This is a genomic window from Ramlibacter monticola, from assembly GCF_016722785.1.
GTDB classification, from domain to species: domain Bacteria; phylum Pseudomonadota; class Gammaproteobacteria; order Burkholderiales; family Burkholderiaceae_C; genus Ramlibacter; species Ramlibacter monticola.
This window is the reverse complement of sequence record NZ_JAEQNE010000001.1, coordinates 880,892-900,101: the sequence shown is the minus strand read 5'-3', so window position 1 is coordinate 900,101 and position 19,210 is coordinate 880,892. Positions and strand designations below refer to the sequence as shown.

Below are 19,210 nucleotides of genomic sequence, written 5' to 3'. Positions count from 1 at the left end.
AGGCCTCATGTTCCAGCCCTCGAACAGCTTCGGCGACCCGCTCGCCTTCCGCACCATCTTCTTCGAGGAGGCCCACGAGCACCTCGAGAACGTGGAGGCGATCCTCCTGCGCATGGACGTCGACGCCCCGCAGCCCGACGACCTGAACGCGATCTTCCGCGCGGTGCACTCCATCAAGGGCAGCGCCGCCATGCTGGGCTGCAGCGAGATCGCGGCGCTCACGCACCTGCAGGAGAACCTGCTGGACCTGCTGCGCAAGAACGAGCGTCCCCTGGCCACCGAGGACATCGAAGCGATGCTGCGGGCCGGCGACGTGCTGCGGCTGCAGGTGCAGCACCGCCGCGGCTCGCGGCCCGAGGCTCCGGACGCGGCCGACGTCGAGGCGGTGCTGCGCGATCGCGTGGCGCAGCCCGCGGCCGACGCGCGCGGCGGCCAGGCGGGTCCCGTCACGCGCCACTTCCGCGTGAGGCTCGGCCCGCTGGCGACCCCGATCGACGAACTCGAACTGGACATGATGCTGACGGGCCTGGCCGAGATGGGCACCGTCACCAACACCGAGGTGGACAACGTGGAAGGCGGCAGCGTCGCCTTCGAGGTGGCGCTGCAGGGCGCCGCGGCGGACCTGCAGAGCGTGCTGGCGCTGGTGGTGCCGCCGGAGCAGATCGTGCTGCAGACGCTGCAGGCCGCCACGGCGGAAGCGCAGCCGCAACCCGCGGCCGCGCCGGCCGCGGTGCCCGCACCCGCGCCGGTGCTGCAGGCGGTGGCGCCGGCCGCGGCGGCAGCGAACGAGGCGGAAGACGAGTTCTTCGTCGACCCGGAGGAGTTCAAGAAACGCGCGGCCGCGGCGCAGGCCAACGCGACCCGGCACGGCGGCTCCGTCGACCTGTTCGTGACGCCCGAGGAACTGAAGAAGGACCGGGCCGCGAAGGAAGTCGCCGGTCCCGTCGAACTGTTCGTCACCCCGGAGCAGTTCCACAGCCAGCGCGCCGCCGTCGCGACGCCGGTTCCGGCAGCCGCGCCGATCGCCGCGGCCACGCCCGCGCCGGTCGCCTTCGCCGCGCCCGCGGACGCGCAGGAGCCGGCCACGCCGGTCGCGCACGACACCACCTTCATCCGCGTGGCGACCGAGAAGATCGACCTGCTGGTGAACCTGGTGGGCGAGCTGGTGATCACCGAGGCCATGCTCCAGCGCAACGGCGCCGTCGCCGACCACGCGGGGGACAGCCGCTACGGCGGCAACAGCGGCCTGGCCGACCTGTCGCGCCACACGCGCAACTTGCAGGAGGCTGTGCTCGCCATCCGCATGCTGCCGATCTCCAACGTGTTCTCGCGCTTCCCGCGCGTGGTGCACGAGCTGTCCAACCGGATGGGCAAGCGCGTCGAGCTGAAGGTCTCGGGCGAGAGCACCGAGCTCGATCGCGGCCTGATCGAGAAAATCTCCGATCCGCTGATGCACCTGGTGCGCAACGCGATCGACCACGGGCTGGAAACGCCGGAGGAGCGCATCGCCGCCGGCAAGGCGCCGGTGGGTTCCGTGTGGCTGCGCGCCAGCCAGCGGGGCGGCAACATCCTGATCGAGGTGAGCGACGACGGCCGCGGCCTCGACCGCGAGCGCATCCTGAAGCGCGCGATCGAGCGCGGCAACCCCATCTCGCCCGATGCGCCCGACGCCGAGGTCTGGCAGCTGATCTTCGAAGCCGGCCTGTCGACCGCGGACAAGGTGACGGACGTCTCCGGGCGCGGCGTCGGCATGGACGTGGTCCGGCGCAACATCCAGGCGCTGGGCGGCACGGTGGACTTGTCCTCGGTGCCGGGGCAGGGCATGCGCGTGACGGTCAGCGTGCCGCTCACGCTGGCCATCATGGAGGCCATGACCATCTCCATCGGCGCCGAGACCTACGTGCTGCCGCTCGCCTGCGTGGTGGAGTCGCTGAGCGTGGGCGCCGGCGAACTGCACACGCTGCCGGGCCACGGGGACACCCTGCGCGTGCGCGAGGAATACCTGCCGGTGCTGCACCTGGCGAAGCTGTTCCCGCCGCAGAAGCCGCGCGAGCAGGCCTCCGCCATCGCGGTGATCGTGGAGACCGACGGCTCCAAGGCCGCCCTGCTGGTGGACGAACTGGTCGGCCAGCAGCAGGTGGTGGTCAAGAGCCTGGAAGCCAACTTCCGCCGTGTGCCGGGACTCTCCGGCGCCACCGTGATGGGCGATGGCTCGGTCGCCCTGATCCTGGACGTCGCCCACCTGGTGCGGCTGTCGGGGCGCGAAGGCGCGATGCAGTTCTGAGGCCTGAAAGGGCAGGTCAACCAAACAGCCGAACGCAGAGAGCGCAGAGGTTCCGCAGAGGGCGCAGAAGAAAACCTTAAAAGCTTTTTTTTTCTGCGTCCTCTGCGTAGCTTCTGCGCTCTCTGCGTTCGGCTGTTTGGTTTTGCCTGCCTTCCGGGATAACCGCACCGCCGCCGGTCGCCGGGGGTTAAGCAATCTCCCTCGGTTGACGTACATCTACTGGCGCAATGAGAGGCACCCTCATCCTGTGACTCAGCAGGCGTCGTTGGGAAGCGCGCCGCATGACAGGAGAGAGATGATGTTCCAGAACCTGCGGCTCTCGGCCCGGCTCGCGCTGGGCTTCGGGGTGGTGATCCTGCTGGCGGTCGCGACCTGCGTGCTGGGGATCACCAGCCTCGCCTCGCAGAGCCAGCGGATCGACGAACTCGCCAATACGCAGACCCCGGCCCTCGTGCTCGCCGGCGAATGGCACGCGCGCGTGGAGGCGGCCGCCAAGGACATGCGGGGCCTGTTCATCGTGCCCGAGGAGGACATGCTGGAGGAGGTCACGCACATCCGCATGGGCCGCCAGGAGCGCGACCGGCTGCGGGCCGAACTGGCCCAACTGGCGCAATCGCCCAAGGCGAAGGAAGCCCTGCAGGGCATTGCCGACACCACGACGACCTACCTCGCCATGGAGACCGAGTTCCTGAAGCTCGCCGAGGACGGCAAGATGCAGGAGGCGCGCGACATGATGCTGAACCGGATCCGGCGCGTGCAGATCGCCCACCTCGAGAACATCGAGCGGGTCGTGCAGGTGCTGGCGGCCGAGGCGAAGGAGCTGTCGGCACGATCCGCCGCCAGCGCGCGGGCCAGCCTGTCGCTGATGGCGGCGGCCACCGGCGCCTCCGCGCTGCTGGCCCTCCTGTTCGCCATCGTGGTCACCCGCTCCATCACCCGGCCGATCGACGAGGCCGTGGCCGCCGCGCGCCGCGTGGCGCAGGGCGACCTCACCGTGGACCTGCGGACCACCCGCCGCGACGAGGCCGGCCACCTGCTGGAGGCGCTCGGGGAAATGATGATGCAGCTGCGCCAGCTGCTCGGCGAGGTCGCCACCGGCGCGGACGCGGTGGCGCACAGCAGCGCGCAGATCGCCCAGGGCAACCAGGAACTGTCGCAGCGCACCGAGAAGCAGGCCGGCACGCTGGAGGAAACCGCCAGCTCGATGGAGGAACTGACTTCCACCGTCGCCCAGAACGCCGACCATGCGCACCAGGCGAGCCAGCTCGCGGTGAGCGCTTCGCAGGTGGCCGTCCGGGGCGGCGAGGTCGTCGGCGAGGTGGTCAGCACGATGGAGGGCATCACGGCCTCCTCGCGCAGGATCGCCGACATCATCGGCGTGATCGACGGCATCGCGTTCCAGACCAACATCCTCGCCCTCAATGCGGCGGTGGAAGCCGCGCGCGCCGGCGAACAGGGCCGCGGCTTCGCCGTGGTGGCCGCCGAAGTGCGCAGCCTGGCGCAGCGCAGCGCCTCGGCCGCCAAGGAGATCAAGGCCCTCATCCACGAGTCGGTCGGCAAGGTGGACACCGGCGCGAAGCTGGTCGACGCCGCCGGCCAGACGATGGAGGAGATCGTCGTGGCGGTGAAGAAGGTCAGCGACCTGGTGGCGGACATCGCCCTGGCCAGCCAGGAGCAGAGCTCCGGCATCCAGCAGGTCAACGCGGGCGTCACGCAGATGGAGCACGTGGTGCAGCAGAACGCGGCGCTGGTGGAGGAAGCGACCGCCGCGACGGGGTCGATGAAGATGCAGGCCGACGGCCTGAGGCGCCTGGTGGCCCGCTTCAAGCTGCACGAGCAGGCGGCCGTGCCGGCCCCCGAGCCCGCAGCGGAAGCCCCGCAGGCCGAGAGCCTGCCGGCCGTGCCGCTGGCGGTGACGCGCATCGCCGCGCGCGCGGCGGCCGCGAACCAGCCCGCCGTGCTGGCGGTGTCCAGCGGCGCGCGGTCCGCGGGCGGGGAGTGGAAGGAGTTCTGAGTGTGCCGCCCGCGCCACGCCGGCCCCGGCCGGAAGGCGGCACGGGGGCGACGGACGGACCGGATTCTTTGCTTTTGCGCACGAGTCGTTGCGAAGCTCCGGATCCGGCCCGTTTACGTATTGCAACATCCCGGCCGGGATGGCATTCTCGGCTCGACAGTGCGAGGCGCGCCAAGCGCGAGAGGAGAAGAAACATGCAAGGACCGATGGCAAGCGCCAGTTCCACGACGGGCAAGTCCACGGAGGGCCCGGCGAGCGAGTTCCTGACGTTCCGCCTGGGTGCGGAGAGCTACGGCATCGAGATCCTGAAGGTGCAGGAGATCCGGGGCTACGAGACGCCCACCGCGATCGCCAACGCCCCTTCGTTCATCAAGGGCGTCATCAACCTGCGCGGCGTGATCGTCCCCATCCTGGACCTGCGCATCAAGTTCCACCTGAGCGAGGCGCGCTACGACGAGTTCACCGTCGCCATCATCCTCAACGTGGCGGGACGCGTCGTCGGCGTGGTGGTGGATTCGGTGTCCGACGTGCTGACGCTCGACAGCGAGTCCATCCGGCCGACGCCGGAGTTCGCCTCGGCGACCTTCGACACGAAGTACATCACCGGGCTGGGCACCATCGACGACCAGATGATCATCCTGCTCGACATCGAGAAGCTGATGACGGGCGCCGACATGGCGCTGGTCGACGGCGCCGTCCACTGAGGCGCCCGGATCCAGGCAGGCGGGCCGGGGTGCCGCGCGGTGCGCGCGGGCCCGGGCTGCGCGCGGGCCCCTTGGAGGTACATCCCCTTGTCGCAGTTTGAGGCCAACAGCGGCATCGACCGCAACGCGCTCCGCGGGCTCCTCCACGCCGCGCGCCCGCGCGCCGGGGCCGGATCCTGTGCTCCTGGCGGCGGCCTCGCCATGACGAGGCTGCGCAACCTGGGCCTGGCCCGCAAGTTCGCGCTGCCGGGCCTCGACGGCGGCGTGCCGGCCGCCGGGCATTGGACGGAGTTCCGAGCTTGAAACTGCACCCCCTGCGAACGGCCGACGGGACCGCCCGCAACACGCTCCCTTTCGATTTCTCGCTGCCGCTCACGGACGCTGCCTCGATGCTCAGCGAGCGCGACTTCTCGACCGTGCGCGAGCTGATCGCCCAGTACGCCGGCATCAAGCTGAGCCCGCAGAAGCGCAACATGGTCTACAACCGGCTGCAGCGGCGCCTGCGCGCGCGCGGCCTGGCCAATTTCGGCGACTATCTCGCCCTGGTGCAGCGCGAGGGTTCCGACGAACGCGAGGCCTTCGTCAATGCGCTGACGACCAACCTGACCGCCTTCTTCCGCGAGCCGCACCACTTCGACATGCTGCTGGAGCGCGCCCGCGCGCAGGTGCAGCAGCGCGGCGCCCCGCTGCGCTGCTGGAGCAGCGCCTGCTCCACCGGCGAGGAAGCCTGGTCGATCGCCATGGTGCTGCGCGAGGCGCAGTGCCCCGGCAGCGTGCTGGGCACCGACATCGACACCGACGTGCTGCACGCGGCGCAGTCCGGCATCTACCGCATGGACCGCACGTCCACCCTCTCGCCCGAGCGCCTGCGCAGGCACTTCCTGCGCGGCTCCGGCGCCAACGAGGGGCTGGTGAGCGTCCGGCCGGAACTGCGTTCCCTGGTGCAGTTCAACCAGCTGAACCTGCAGTCGCCGGTGTGGCCGGCCCACGAGCGCTACGACGTGATCTTCTGCCGCAACGTGGTGATCTATTTCGACCGCGAGGTGCAGAAGAAGCTGCTCGCGCGCTTCGCCGACCTGCTGGTGCCGGGCGGCCTGCTGATGGTGGGCCATTCGGAGAGCTTCCCGTCGACGCATGCGGGCTTCCGCTCCTGCGGGCGCACGGCCTACGAACGGGTGGGAGCGTGAGCGCAGTCCTCCAAGACAACCCCGAGCCCCTGCGCTACTTCGACCGCGAATTCCAGGTCGACACGGTCAAGATCCTGCCCGGGCAGTACCACGCCGCGCGCAGCGGCGCGGTGACGACGGTGCTGGGCTCCTGCGTGTCCACCTGCCTGTGGGACCCGGTGGAGCGCATCGGCGGCATGAACCACTTCATGCTGCCGGGCGACAACGCGCATCCCGACTCGCCCTGGGCCGCCTCGGCGCGCTTCGGCGTCTACGCGATGGAAGTGCTGATCAACCAGATGATCCACCTGGGGGCGGACCGCCGCCGGCTGGTGGCCAAGGTGTTCGGCGGCGCCCGCCTGCTGGCCGGCTTCGAGCGGCTGGACGTGGGCGCCAAGAATTCCGAGTTCGTGGTCGAATTCCTCCGGGTCGAAGGCATCCGCGTGCTGGCCAGGGACCTGCAGGACGTCTGCCCGCGCAAGGTGCACTTCTTCGTCGAGAGCGGCAAGGTGCAGGTCAAGCGCCTGAGCCTGACCCCGAGCGAGACCGTGCAGCGGCGCGAACAGGAATACCTCCAGCGGCTGGACGCGAAGTCCGGCGGCGAGATCGAAATCTTCAAACCCCCGCGATGATCCGCGTCCTCGTAGTCGACGATTCCGCCGTGATGCGGGCCTTCCTCGGCCGCGTCGTGGCTTCGCAGCCCGACATGGAGCTGCTGGGCGCGTCGCCCGACCCCCTGCTGGCGATCGACCGCATCCGCCGCACTCCGCCCGACGTGATCACGCTGGACGTCGAGATGCCGCGCATGAACGGCCTCGACTTCCTGCGCAACCTGATGATGGTGCGGCCGCTGCCGGTCATCATGATCTCCTCGCTCACCCGCGAGGGCGCCGAGACCACGATGAAGGCGCTGGAACTCGGCGCCGTGGACTTCGTGGCGAAGCCCGCCAGCTACGACCAGCTGGAACAGAACGCGCAGGAGATTGCCGACAAGATCCGCGCCGCGGCCGGCGCCCAGGTGCGGCGGCGCCGCGCCATGGTCTCGCAGCCGCAGCCGGCGCTGAAGTCGCGCCCCGCCCCGCTGATGCCGTCCGCGCCGGCGGCGGGGCTGCGGCGGGTGATCGGCATCGGCGCGTCCACCGGCGGGGTCGAGGCGCTGCGCGAACTGCTGACGAACCTGCCCTCGCGCATGCCGCCGATCGTGATCGCGCAGCACATGCCGCCGGGCTTCACCGAGACCTTCGCCAGGCGGCTGGACACGCTGTGCAAGATCCACGTCAAGCAGGCGGACGACGGCGAGGCGGTGCACGAGGGCGTCGCGTACATCGCGCCGGGCGGACGCCACCTGGTGCTGATGCGCCGCGCGTCCGGCTACTACCTGCGCGTGACGGACGATCCGCCGGTGAACCGGCACCGCCCCTCGGTGGACACGCTGTTCCGCTCGATCGCCAGGGCCGCGGGCCCGAAGGCGATCGGGGTGATGCTCACCGGCATGGGCGGCGACGGCGCCGACGCCATGCTGGAGATGAGCCGCGCGGGCGCCCACAACATCGCCCAGGACGAGGCCACCTGCGTGGTCTTCGGCATGCCGCGCCAGGCGATCGTCGCCGGCGGCGTGCACGAGATCACGCCGCTGCCGGACATCGCCGGCCGCCTCGAGGCCCTGGCCCTCTCCTGATCCCTGGCTCCCTCCTTGCCCCTCCGGGGGAGGGTCGGGGTGGGGGCACGCCCGGCTCCTCCAGGTAGGGGAGCGTTCCCGTGACGCACTGGTCGCCGCGCGCGTTGAACCACGGTGATCCCGCCGTCCACTCTCCCGCCGCTCCTTCTGGGCGTGGTCCTCGGCGCCGCCCTGCAACTGCAGCAGCCCCGCCTCTGGCCGCCGCTCGCGTATGCGGCCCTGGGCGGGCTCGCCTTGCTCCTGCTGCTGCCCGCACTGCGCCTGCGCCGGCGCAGCGCGGCGCTCTTCCTGCTGGCCACGGCGCTCTCCGCCGGCGTGACCGGCTGGCGCGCCGCGGCCTTCCTCGCCACCCGCATCGACCCCGCGCTGGAAGGCGCGGACCTGCAGCTCACCGGCATCGTCGCCGCCCTGCCGCAGCGCAACGAGGCCGGCCTGCGCTTCCGCTTCGCACCGGAATCGGCGCAGCGCGATGGCCGCCCCGTCGCCGTGCCGCCGCGCATCCTGCTGGGCTGGTACGGCGGCCTCGATACCGGCGGCGAGGGCACGCCGGCGCTGCAGCGGTTGCCCGCGGACCTGCGCCCCGGCGAGCGCTGGCAATGGACGGTGCGCCTGAAGGCGCCGCACGGGCACGTCAACCCGCACGGCTTCGACCACGAGCTGTGGCTGTGGGAGCAGGGCATCCAGGCCACCGGCTACGTGCGCGCCGCCCCGCGCGATCCGCCGCCGCGGCGCCTGGGCGCCACCTGGGCGCACCCGCTCGAACAGGCCCGCCACGCGGTACGCGAGGCGATCTTCGCGCAGGTGGGCGATCCGCGCCTGGCCGGCGTGCTCGCCGCGCTGGTGGTGGGCGACCAGGGCGCGATCGAACGGGCCGACTGGGACGTGTTCCGCGCCACCGGCGTCGCCCACCTCATGAGCATCTCGGGCCTGCACGTCACCATGTTCGCCTGGGCGGCCGGCGCGCTGGTGGGCCGCGCCTGGCGGCGCAGCGCGCGGCTTTGCCTCGCCTGGCCGGCGCAGCATGCCGGCCTCCTCGGCGGCATCCTGCTGGCAGCCGCCTACGCCCTGTTCAGCGGCTGGGGCGTGCCGGCGCAACGCACGGTGTTCATGCTGGCCGCCGTGGGCCTGCTGCGCCTCGGCGCGCGCGACTGGCCCTGGCCGCACGTCTGGCTGCTCGCCTGCGCCACCGTGGTGACCATCGATCCCTGGGCGCTGACGCAGGCGGGCTTCTGGCTCAGTTTCGTGGCGGTGGGCGTGCTGTTCGCGAGCGGCCCGGCGCGGTCCGCTCCATCCCCGCCGGCGGGCAGCCTCGTCGCGCGGGTGCTTGGCTCGCTGCGCGCCCTCGCGCGCGAGCAGTGGGTCGTGACCGTCGCCCTCACGCCGCTGTCGGTGCTGCTGTTCGGGCAGGTGTCGCTGGTGGGCCTGCTCGCCAACTTCCTCGCCATCCCGTGGGTGACGCTGGTCGTGACGCCGCTCGGACTCGGCGGCGTGCTGCTGGCGCCGCTCTGGACCGCCGCCGCCGGGGCGCTGGAGCTGCTGGGCGCGTTCCTGCGCCTGCTGGCGGAACTGCCGTTCGCGACCTGGTCGGCCCCCGTGCCGCCCTTGTGGGCCGGCGCGGCCGCCGTGCTCGGCGGCCTGCTGCTGGCGGCGCGCATCGCGCCGACCCTGCGCCTGCTCGGCCTGCCGCTGATGCTGCCGCTGCTCCTGTGGCAGGTGCCGCGGCCGCCGCCGGGCGAGTTCGAGCTGCTCGCCGCCGATGTCGGCCAGGGCAACGCGGTGCTCGTGCGCACCGCGACGCACACCCTGGTGTACGACGCCGGCCCGGGCTACAGCCGCGAGACGGATGCCGGGCAGCGCGTGCTCGTCCCGCTGCTGCGCGCCTGGGGCGAGAGGGTGGACCTGCTGGTGCTCAGCCACCGCGACAGCGACCACACCGGCGGGGCGGCGGCGGTGCTGCGCATGCAGCCGGGCGCCCGGCTTCTGGCCTCGCTGGAGCCGGGCCACCCGCTGCAGGCGCTGCGTCCCGTGGAGCCCTGTCGCGCCGGCCAGCAGTGGGACTGGGACGGCGTGCACTTCGAACTGCTCCATCCGGCGGAGGAGGACTACGCGCAGCGCCTCAAGCCCAACGCGATGAGCTGCGTGCTGCGGGTGGGCAACGGGCGCGCCCGCGCGCTGCTGGCGGGCGACATCGAACAGCCGCAGGAGGCGGCGCTGCTCGCGCGGGGTACGGACCTGGCGGCCGATCTCCTGCTGGTGCCGCACCACGGCAGCCGCACTTCCTCGTCCGAGGCTTTCCTCGATGCGGTGCGGCCGTGGGCCGCCGTGGTGCAGGCCGGTTACCGCAACCGCTTCGGGCATCCGGCGCCCGTGGTGCGGCAAAGGTACGAGCAGCGCGGCATCGTGCTCGCGCTCTCGCCCCGCTGCGGTGCGGTGGCGTGGGCTTCACGCACCGCGCGGGTGCTGCGCTGCGAGCGGCAGGAAGACCCGCGCTACTGGCGCCACGAGGCCGCTCCCACGATGGCCGACTGAGGTGCGGCAGGGTGACCCGACCGTGGCCGACCGCGGTGCGGCCGGGCGACCCAGCCGTGGCCGGGAAGTTGCTATCCTGTAGCCGGAGAACCGCATCTATGCAGAAATTCGACGAGATGTTCGCCCAACTGCCCCAGGACGGTGCGGTCCAGTTCCAGGCGCAGTCCATGGGCGGCATGTCGCAGCTGCAGGTGCAGGGCGTGCGCGACCATTACCGCACCTACGCCGAGTGGCTCTCGCGCCAGTCGCACGAGATGATGCGCTCGCGGCGCGAGGAGGCCGAGATGATCTTCCGCCGCGTCGGCATCACCTTCGCGGTCTACGGCGCCAAGGACGAGGACGGCGCGGGCACCGAGCGGCTGATCCCCTTCGACCTGATCCCGCGCATCATCCCGGCGGACGAGTGGCGCCGGATGGAAAAAGGCCTGGTCCAGCGCGTCGACGCGCTCAACCGCTTCATCCACGACGTCTACCACGAGCAGGAGATCGTCAAGGCCGGCGTCGTGCCGGAGGCGCAGATCACCGGCAACGCGCAGTTCCGCCGCGAGATGATGGGCGTGAACGTGCCGAACAACATCTACTCGCACATCGCCGGCATCGACATCGTGCGGGCCCCCGACGGCAACGGCGAGGGCCGCTACTACGTGCTGGAAGACAACCTGCGCGTGCCCAGCGGCGTGAGCTACATGCTGGAAGACCGCAAGATGATGATGCGGCTGTTCCCCGACCTGTTCAGCGCCTACAAGGTCGCGCCGGTGATGCACTACCCGGACCTGCTGCTGGAGACGCTGCGGGCCTCGGCCCCCTCGACCACCGACGACCCGACGGTCGTGGTGCTCACGCCGGGCATGTACAACAGCGCCTACTTCGAGCATGCCTTCCTCGCCCAGCAGATGGGCGTGGAGCTGGTCGAGGGCCAGGACCTGTTCGTCAAGGACAACTTCGTCTACATGCGCACCACGCGCGGCCCGCGCCGGGTGGACGTGATCTACCGCCGGGTGGACGACGACTTCCTCGATCCGCAGGCCTTCCGCCCCACCTCCACGCTCGGCTGCGCGGGGCTGCTGAAGGTCTACCAGGCCGGCAACGTGACCCTGTGCAACGCGATCGGAACCGGCGTGGCCGACGACAAGTCGATCTATCCCTTCGTGCCGAAGATGATCGAGTTCTACCTCGGCGAGAAGCCGATCCTCTCGAACGTGCCAACGTGGTCCTGCCGCAACCCCGAGGACCTCAAGTACGTGCTGGCCAACCTCAAAGAACTGGTGGTCAAGGAAGTGCACGGGGCCGGCGGCTACGGCATGCTGGTGGGCCCCGCGGCCTCGGCGCAGGAGATCGAGGACTTCCGCGGCGCGCTGCTGGCCCGGCCCGATGGCTACATCGCCCAGCCGACGCTGTCGCTTTCGAGCTGCCCCACCTTCGTGGAGCGGGGCATCGCGCCGCGCCACATCGACCTGCGGCCCTTCGTGCTCTCGGGCAGGGAGGTGCAGATGGTGCCGGGCGGGCTCACCCGCGTGGCCCTGAAGGAGGGTTCCCTGGTGGTCAACTCCTCGCAGGGCGGCGGCACCAAGGACACCTGGATCCTCGAAATTTGAACGGAGAAAACAACGACATGCTCTCGCGCACCGCGGACCACCTGTTCTGGATGGCGCGCTACACCGAGCGGGCGGAGAACACCGCGCGGATGCTGGACGTGAACTACCAGACCTCGCTGCTGCCGCAGTCCGCCGCGGTGTCCAAGGTCGGCTGGCAGGGCATGCTGTCCATCAGCGAGCTGATGCCGGCCTACCAGGCCAAGCACGGCGAGGTCGAGCCGCAGAGCGTGATGCAGTTCATGGTGAAGGACGAGAGCAATCCCTCGTCCATCGTGTCCTGCCTGCGGGCCGCGCGCGAGAACGCACGCGCGGTGCGCGGCTCGCTCACCACCGAGGCCTGGGAGACGCAGAACCAGACCTGGCTGGAGGTCAACCGCATGCTGCGCTCCGGCGAGTTCGAGCGCGACCCCGCCCAGTTCTTCGAGTGGGTGAAGTTCCGCTCGCACCTCTCGCGCGGCGTCACGGTGGGCACCATGCTGATGGACGAGGCGCTGCAGTTCATGCGCCTGGGCACCTTCCTCGAACGCGCCGACAACACGGCGCGGCTGGTGGACGTGAAGTTCCACGCCGTCCAGAGCGACTTCTTCGGCGCCGCCAGCGAGAAGGACCAGGAGTACGACTTCTACCACTGGAGTTCCATCCTGCGCAGCGTGTCCGGCTTCGAGATCTACCGCAAGGTGTACCGCGACGTGATCAAGCCCGAACTGGTGGCGGACCTGCTGATCCTGCGCGCCGACATGCCGCGGTCGCTGCACGCCAGCATGAACGAGGTGGTGCACAACCTCGCGATGGTGGCCAACGACCAGTCGTCCGAGACGCAGCGCCGGGCCGGCAAGCTGCGCGCGGACCTGCAGTACGGCGACATCGACGAGATCCTCGCCACCGGACTGCACGCCTTCCTCACCCAGTTCCTGGACCGCGTGAACGAACTGGGCGTGCGCATCAGCCGGGACTTCCTGATCCCCGCCTGACCGGCGCCCGCGCCGGCCTCAGCCCGGGGCGCGCAGCCACGCGAGCGCGGCGGCCTCCTCGGCGAACACGCGGATGTTGGTTCCGTTGCGCCGCGCCGCCTTTTCGGCGACGCGCGTGATGCGCTCCGGCTGTACCACCGCGGCCACCCTGCGCAGGTGCGCCAGGCTCAGGGCGGCCTCCCGGCCGATGCAGACCTGCTGTTCGGGCGTGAACCGAGTCTGCATCTCGCGCAGGTCCAGCAGCAGCACCGGGTGCTCCCAGCCGCCGCTGTCCACGCCCAGCAGGTGGAGCAAGGACACGAGCTGGTCGAAGGAGGGATGCCCCGCCACCTCGACGCGGGCATGGTCGACCTCATTCCCGACGAAAAGGTCGAAATTCATCACCGTTTCTGTCATGGCAGGTCGAATTTGCCAGACGGTGTGCGGCACCTGTGAGTCGGAAGTCACTCCGATGGGGGGTGTTACGGAAGTAACCTACTCCGCGTGAGGTGCACCACGCGGCGCCGCCAGGGTCGGATCAGGCCTGGAGGCCGGCGAGCGTGCGCCCCAGGTTTTCCCGCGCGCGGTGCTCCAGCGCGTCGTGGAAGGCGGACGTGAGGTAGATGCGCGGTCGGGCGAGGAAGGCGGCGAGGACCTCGGCGCGGCCGGCCCGGAACTCCGCCTCCGGCAGGTGCCCGTACTCGGCGCGGATCTGCCGGTCGTAGTCGTCGAAGCGCGCCGGCGCCGCGCCGAGGATCGCCAGGTCGATGTCCAGCAGCAGGCGGGTGTCGGGGTCCTCGCTGGGGGCGTGGCCCTTGGTGGCCAGGACGAGGGCCTGCACCCTCTGGGCCACCTCCTCGCCGCAGCCGGCGGCGAGGATGCTGCGCCAGGCCCATTCGGCGCTGCGCGCCTCGTTGTCGGGGCGGCCCGGGTCGTACACGGCGTCGTGGAACCACAGCGCCAGCTCGACCTCGGCCGGGTGCTGCGCCAGCGAGGCCGCGGCCTCGAAATGCGCGAGGCAGGCGCGCAGGTGCTGCAGCGTGTGGTACTCCCGGTGGGCTTCGCTGTACGCGGCCACGAGCTGGTTGTACAGGCCCGCGGGCACGGGTTCGGCGCCCAGCTCGCGCCACAGGCGCTGCCAGGAAGCGCTGCTGACGCTCATGGGGTACCTGCGGTCTGCTGGCGCGCCAGCGCTTCCTTCACCTCGCGGCCGAGTTCGATGACCGCCATCGCGTAGTAGCTCGACCAGTTGTAGCGCGTGATCACGTAGAAGTTCTCCGTGCCCGCCACGTAGGTCGGCGGGTCTGCGCCATTCTGCAACTCGATCAGCGCGAGCGGCCCCTTGTGTTCCAGCGCCGGCCCCTCCAGCACCGCGCCCTTGGCCTGGAAGCTCGCCGCGCTGAAGGTGGGCAGGATGTCGGGCGCGAGCAGGGCGTCCAGCTGCAGCTTCTCCTGGTCGAGCTGCACCGGGTAGTGGGTGGGCATGCCGGTGTTCCAGCCGTAGCCCTTGAAGTAGTTGGCCACCGAGGCGATCACGTCGTCCGGGCTGTTCGCCAGGTCCACCTTCTTGTCGCCGTCCTGGTCGACGCCCCAGCGCGCCAGGCTGCTGGGCATGAACTGCGGCATGCCCCAGGCGCCGGCGTAGCTGCCGCGCGGCTTCAGCGGGCTGCTCTTGGCGGTGTAGTGGAAGGCGAGGAACTGCTCCAGCTCGCCGCGGAAGTACTGGCTCCGTTCGGCCGCGCGCGGGTGGCTCGCGGGGAAGTCGAAGGCCAGCGTGGCCAGCGCGTCGAGGATGCGGAAGTCGCCCATCTGCTGGCCGTAGATCGTCTCCACGCCGACGATGCCGACGATGATCTCGGCGGGCACGCCGTACTGCTGTTCCACCGTTTCCAGGGTGCGGCGGTGCTCCTCCCAGAAGCGCACGCCGGCGCGGATGCGCACCGGGTCGATGAAGCGGCTGCGGTACACCGCCCAGTTCTTCGGCTGGGCCGCGGGCGGCGGCTGCATCAGGCGCGAGACCACCGCGAGGTTCTGCGCCTGGCCCAGCATGCCGCGCGCCCATTCGGGATCGATGTCGCGGCGCGCCGCGACGTCCTCGGCGAAGCGCATCGCGTCCTCGCGTTCGGCGTAGGGCGGTCCGCTGCGTTGGGGCGGCTTCTTCGCGCGGCCGGCGGGCCGGGCGCCCTTGGCTGCGGCCACCAGTTCCTCGCCGGCGGGCGGCGGCAACTGCGCCGGCGCGGCGAGCGGCAGCAGCAGGAAGGCGAAAGACAGGAGGCGGACGGGCAGCATCAACGGGGCCAGGCGAGGTGGTGGAATTCGCGCCGCAGCGCGGTGAGGCTGGCGGGGCTGGCCGGCGCATAACGCTGCGCTTCCAGCTTCAGCAGCCAGTCCGCCAATGGTCGCGCATCCGGGCCGAATTGGCTCGTGACAAGATTTGCGATTTGGCGAGGGGGGGTGGCGCGCCCGATTTCCACGCCCGCGCCGCGCAGGCGGCGCCGGGCCCGGCCCAGCAGGCGCAGCCAGGGGTCGTGCTGGCGCCGGTCCCACCAGGTCCACAGGGCGCCCAGGCCGGCGGCGGCGACGATCAGGCCGATCAGCAGCCGGGCGAGGTCCTCCCAGCCGGGGGACTCGAAGCCGAGGTTGCGCAACAGGTTGAGCTGGCGGCTCTGCGTGTAGTTCAGGATCCACTGGTTCCAGCTGTTGTTCAGCGCCTCCCAGGTCGTGCGCAGCAGGGCCGAGAGGTTCGGGTTCACCGTCTCGATGGCGGTGGCCAGCACCCCGCGCGAGGCCGCGAGCCGTTGCAGCGAGCCCGTGCGCGCCGGCGCGACGGCCGAGGTCGGGTCCACCCGCACCCAGCCGCGCCGGTCCAGGAAGACTTCGGTCCAGGCGTGCGCGTCGCTCTGCCGCACCACCCAGAAGCCGTCCAGCGCGTTCAGCTCGCCGCCCTGGTAGCCGGTCACGATGCGGGCGGGGATGCCCATGGCGCGCATCAGCACGACGAAGGCGGACGCGATGTGCTCGCAGAAGCCCTGCCTGCGGTCGAACCAGAATTCGTCGGCGGTGTCCTCGCCGTAGACGCCGGGTTCGAGGGTGTAGACATAGTCGCCGCTGCGCAGGCGGCGCAGGGCGGCCTGCACCAGTGCGGCCGGATCGCGCGGGTTGTCGCGCAGCAGCGTGGCGGCCAGTTCCAGGGTGCGCGGGTTGCGGCCGGGCGGCAGTTGCCGGTACTCGGGCAGCACGGCGTTGCGCGACTGCGGGCCGTGGCGGAAGCTGAGGAAGCTCTCCGCCTCGTAGCGCAGCAGGTCGACCACGGGGCGGTTGGCCACCCATTGCAGCTCGCTGGTCATCGCCACCTCGACGCCCGGGACGATGGGCGCTTCGGCGGCGGCGTCCAGCGTCAGCAGCCAGGGGCGGTTGCTGGGCTCCAGCGTCACCTGGTAGCGCACCGGCATGCCGGAGCCCGTGAGGTGCGGGTCGGCCAGGCGGGGCGGGGGGAAGCGCGTGGCCAGGCGCGAGAGCAGCGGCCGCCACTCGCGGCCATCGAACTCGCTCAGCACCGGGCCGCGGAAATACATGTCGCGCTGCGGTGGCGGGCCGTCCAGGAACTTGACCCGCAGCGCGACCCCCTCGTCGAGGGCCAGGCTGGCCATCGCGCCGACCTCCATCTGCGCCGAGAGGCCGCTGCGCCCGCTCATGGCGTCGCTGGGGATGCCCCAGAGCGGCCCGAAGCGCGGGAACAGCATGAACAGCACGCCCATCACGGGGGCGCCCAGCAGCGTCATCCAGCCCGCGGTGCGCGCCGCCTCCAGCAGCGGCGGCCGGCCCACGGGCATGTGCGCGTTGACCAGCGCGGTCAGCAGGCCGAGCAGCCCGAGCAGCATCGCGAAGGCGACCAGCAGCGACTGCGAGAAGAAGAAGTTCGTGAGCATCGTGAAGAAGCCCAGGAAGAACACGACGAAGGCATCGCGCTTCGCCCGCAGTTCCAGGGTCTTCAGCGCCAGCAGGGCGACGATCAGCGTCACGCCGGCATCCCGGCCCAGCACGGTGCCGTGCGTCGCCCAGGTGCCGGCCACGGTCGCGATCAGCAGGGTCGCCACCCACCAGCGGCCCGGCAGCGGCCTGGCCTTCATGGCCAGCGTGGCGCGCCACACCAGCACGGTGCCGGCGAAGGCCGAACACCACCAGGGCAGGTGCCCGACATGGGGCAGCACCACCCAGCCGATCACGGCCAGCAGGAACAGGGTGTCGCGGCCGTCGCGCGGCAGGGCGGCGAGGCGGGCGCCGACCTTCAGCACAGCGCCAGGGCCTCCAGGCAGCGGCGCTTGTGCGCCTCGCCGGTGCCGGGCGGGATCTGCTGGCCGGCCACGCGCAGGCCGTAGTTCTGACCCAGCTTGTCGGCCTGCAGCACCCAGGCCGCCAGGCGCGACAGCCGCGCCTCGCGCTCGGCGACGCCGGCCAGCGCCTCGTCGAGCCACAGCTCGTGGCGCTGCGCCTGCAGGGTGTCGCGGCTCACCAGCTCGTTCGACTTGGCCACCTTCTTCCAGACCACCATCTTCATGGGGTCGCCGCGCCGGTAGGCGCGCACGCCTTCGAATTCCCCGGTGGTCTGCACCTTGGACACCGCAAGCCCGCCGGCGCGCGGCTCGCCAGGCGGCAGAGGCGGTGGGTGCACCTCGGGCTTGGGATACACCAGCACCTGCGCCGCCGGCCGCCACACCGTCCAGACCCGGAAGGTGCCGAGCGGGAAGCGCGTTTCCGCGGTGAGCGGCGGCACCCGGTGCAGCCCGCGCCGTTCGGGGCGGAAGGCGACCTGCACGGTGCAGCTGCCCTGGGCCGGCACGTCGGTCCAGGTCCAGCGGTCGCGGTGGCGCACGTCGAGCACCGCCAGGCCGATGCCGTGCCGCACCGAGCGCCGGCTGTTGCTCAGGACCACCGACAGCGCGGTGCTGGCGCCGGCGAACTGCGGCGCCGGGGCCATCAGGTTCAGGGTCAGCCCGCGCAGGGTGGCATGGCACACGTGCATGCCCACGGCGGCGCTGCCGGCCAGCAGGAAGGTCAGGAGATAGCCCAGATTGAGCTGGTAGTTGATCGAGCCCACCAGCAGCACGAGCAGGGTGATCGCCAGCATGAAGCCGGGACGCGTGGGCAGGATGTAGACGTTGCGCTGGGTGAGGGTGAGCGTGTCGGTGTGCGGCAGGCGGGATTCCCACCAGTGCTGGATGCGCTCGCGCACCCGCATCGCCTGGTTCCACGTCGAGCGCCGACCCTCGGGCGTGTCCGCTCCCGCACGCCGAAGGCTGAACGCCGAACGCGGAACCGCTTCTTTCATGGCAATGGCACCGCCTCCATCATCGCGCGGACCTGCTCCACCGGGCCGCGCCCCGCGTCGCCCACAGGGATGAGCCGGTGCGCCACGGTCTGCGGCAGGATGGCCTGGACGTCGTCCGGCGCCACGTAGTCGCGGCCCGACAACAGGGCCTGCGCCTTGGCCGCGCGGATCACGGCGATGCCGGCACGGGGGCTCAGGCCCTGCAGGAACCAGCGGCCCGAACGGCTGGCGGCGACCAGGTCCTGCACGTAGTCCAGCAGCGGCTCGGCCGCGTGGACCTGCAGCACCTTCTGCTGCATGGACTGCAGCTCGATCGGCGACAGCGTGTTGCCCAGCTCCTCGACCATGTCGCGCCGGTCCGCGCCGGAGTACAGCGCGCGTTCGGCGGCGCGGTCGGGATAGCCCAGGGAGATGCGCATCAGGAACCGGTCCAGCTGCGATTCGGGCAGGGCGAAGGTCCCGAGCTGGTCGTGCGGGTTCTGGGTGGCGATCACGAAGAACGGCGAGGGCAGGCCGCGGGTCTCGCCTTCCACCGTCACCTGCTTTTCCTCCATCGCTTCCAGCAGCGCGCTCTGGGTCTTGGGGCTGGCGCGGTTGATTTCGTCCGCCAGCAGCACCTGGGCGAAGATCGGGCCCGGGTGGAAGATGAAGCTCTCGCGCCCGCGGTCGTAGACCGATACACCCGACAGGTCGCTGGGCATCAGGTCCGCCGTGAACTGGACCCGCGAGAACTGCAGCCCGAAGGCGCGCGCCAGAGCGTGCGCCAGCGTCGTCTTCCCCACCCCCGGAACGTCCTCGATCAGCAGGTGCCCCCCCGCCAGCAGGCAGGCCACGCAGTCGCGGACCTGCGCCGGCTTGCCGACGATCACCGTGTTAAGCTGGTCCAGGAGCGTTTTGAGTTTTTGTCGTGCTTCCATGAAACGCGACCTTATCCGAATTTCGAACGTGGCCGAGGTGGGGT

15 protein-coding genes are annotated in these 19,210 nt (G+C 71.1%); 9 read left to right on the top strand and 6 right to left on the bottom strand.

The window, feature by feature from the left end:
* Window positions 1-7: 7 nt before the first annotated feature.
* From JJ685_RS04170 to JJ685_RS04130, 9 genes are all read left to right on the top strand, one after another.
* On the top strand, window positions 8-2,284 hold the full coding sequence (locus JJ685_RS04170; protein WP_201672934.1) for a chemotaxis protein CheA: 2,277 nt from the start codon (window positions 8-10) through the stop codon (window positions 2,282-2,284).
* A 298-nt stretch (window positions 2,285-2,582) separates the two neighbouring features.
* Entirely contained in the window at window positions 2,583-4,298 is a 1,716-nt protein-coding gene (locus tag JJ685_RS30205) for a methyl-accepting chemotaxis protein (RefSeq protein WP_330901700.1), read from the top strand.
* A gap of 194 nt (window positions 4,299-4,492) precedes the next feature.
* Complete coding sequence (locus JJ685_RS04160; protein ID WP_201672933.1) at window positions 4,493-5,002, top strand: chemotaxis protein CheW; 510 nt, start codon at window positions 4,493-4,495, stop codon at window positions 5,000-5,002.
* Window positions 5,003-5,301: 299 nt separating this feature from the next.
* The gene (locus JJ685_RS04155; RefSeq protein ID WP_201672932.1) at window positions 5,302-6,189 is read left to right on the top strand and encodes a CheR family methyltransferase; all 888 of its coding nucleotides are present in this window, start codon (window positions 5,302-5,304) and stop codon (window positions 6,187-6,189) included.
* Window positions 6,186-6,800, top strand: coding sequence for a chemoreceptor glutamine deamidase CheD (gene cheD / locus JJ685_RS04150; RefSeq protein ID WP_201672931.1), 615 nt, complete (start codon window positions 6,186-6,188; stop codon window positions 6,798-6,800). Before JJ685_RS04155 ends, cheD begins: the two co-directional genes overlap by 4 nt.
* Entirely contained in the window at window positions 6,797-7,846 is a 1,050-nt protein-coding gene (locus JJ685_RS04145) for a protein-glutamate methylesterase/protein-glutamine glutaminase (protein WP_201672930.1), read from the top strand. Before cheD ends, JJ685_RS04145 begins: the two co-directional genes overlap by 4 nt.
* Before the next feature lie 114 nt (window positions 7,847-7,960).
* Window positions 7,961-10,375 (top strand): DNA internalization-related competence protein ComEC/Rec2, encoded by a 2,415-nt coding sequence (locus JJ685_RS04140; RefSeq protein ID WP_201672929.1) that lies wholly within the window; start codon window positions 7,961-7,963, stop codon window positions 10,373-10,375.
* A gap of 98 nt (window positions 10,376-10,473) precedes the next feature.
* Entirely contained in the window at window positions 10,474-11,970 is a 1,497-nt protein-coding gene (locus JJ685_RS04135; RefSeq protein WP_201672928.1) for a circularly permuted type 2 ATP-grasp protein, read from the top strand.
* Between the two features lie 17 nt (window positions 11,971-11,987).
* Window positions 11,988-12,941, top strand: a complete 954-nt coding sequence (locus JJ685_RS04130; RefSeq protein ID WP_201672927.1) for an alpha-E domain-containing protein — start codon at window positions 11,988-11,990, stop codon at window positions 12,939-12,941.
* Between the two features lie 18 nt (window positions 12,942-12,959).
* On the opposite strand, the gene JJ685_RS04125 is transcribed toward JJ685_RS04130, so the two are convergent.
* The 6 genes from JJ685_RS04125 to JJ685_RS04100 form a co-directional block, all read right to left on the bottom strand.
* Window positions 12,960-13,322, bottom strand: coding sequence for an STAS/SEC14 domain-containing protein (locus JJ685_RS04125; RefSeq protein ID WP_201672926.1), 363 nt, complete (start codon window positions 13,320-13,322; stop codon window positions 12,960-12,962).
* Window positions 13,323-13,458: 136 nt separating this feature from the next.
* Entirely contained in the window at window positions 13,459-14,082 is a 624-nt protein-coding gene (locus tag JJ685_RS04120) for an HD domain-containing protein (protein ID WP_201672925.1), read from the bottom strand.
* Window positions 14,079-15,209, bottom strand: a complete 1,131-nt coding sequence (gene mltB / locus JJ685_RS04115) for a lytic murein transglycosylase B (RefSeq protein WP_201672924.1) — start codon at window positions 15,207-15,209, stop codon at window positions 14,079-14,081. Before mltB ends, JJ685_RS04120 begins: the two co-directional genes overlap by 4 nt.
* Complete coding sequence (locus tag JJ685_RS04110; RefSeq protein WP_201672923.1) at window positions 15,209-17,215, bottom strand: transglutaminase family protein; 2,007 nt, start codon at window positions 17,213-17,215, stop codon at window positions 15,209-15,211. Before JJ685_RS04110 ends, mltB begins: the two co-directional genes overlap by 1 nt.
* The gene (locus JJ685_RS04105) at window positions 17,209-18,159 is read right to left on the bottom strand and encodes a DUF58 domain-containing protein (protein WP_201673688.1); all 951 of its coding nucleotides are present in this window, start codon (window positions 18,157-18,159) and stop codon (window positions 17,209-17,211) included. The genes JJ685_RS04110 and JJ685_RS04105 overlap by 7 nt, the downstream gene beginning before the upstream one ends.
* Window positions 18,160-18,245: 86 nt before the next feature.
* Complete coding sequence (locus JJ685_RS04100; protein ID WP_201672922.1) at window positions 18,246-19,166, bottom strand: AAA family ATPase; 921 nt, start codon at window positions 19,164-19,166, stop codon at window positions 18,246-18,248.
* Between the last annotated feature and the right edge of the window lie 44 nt (window positions 19,167-19,210).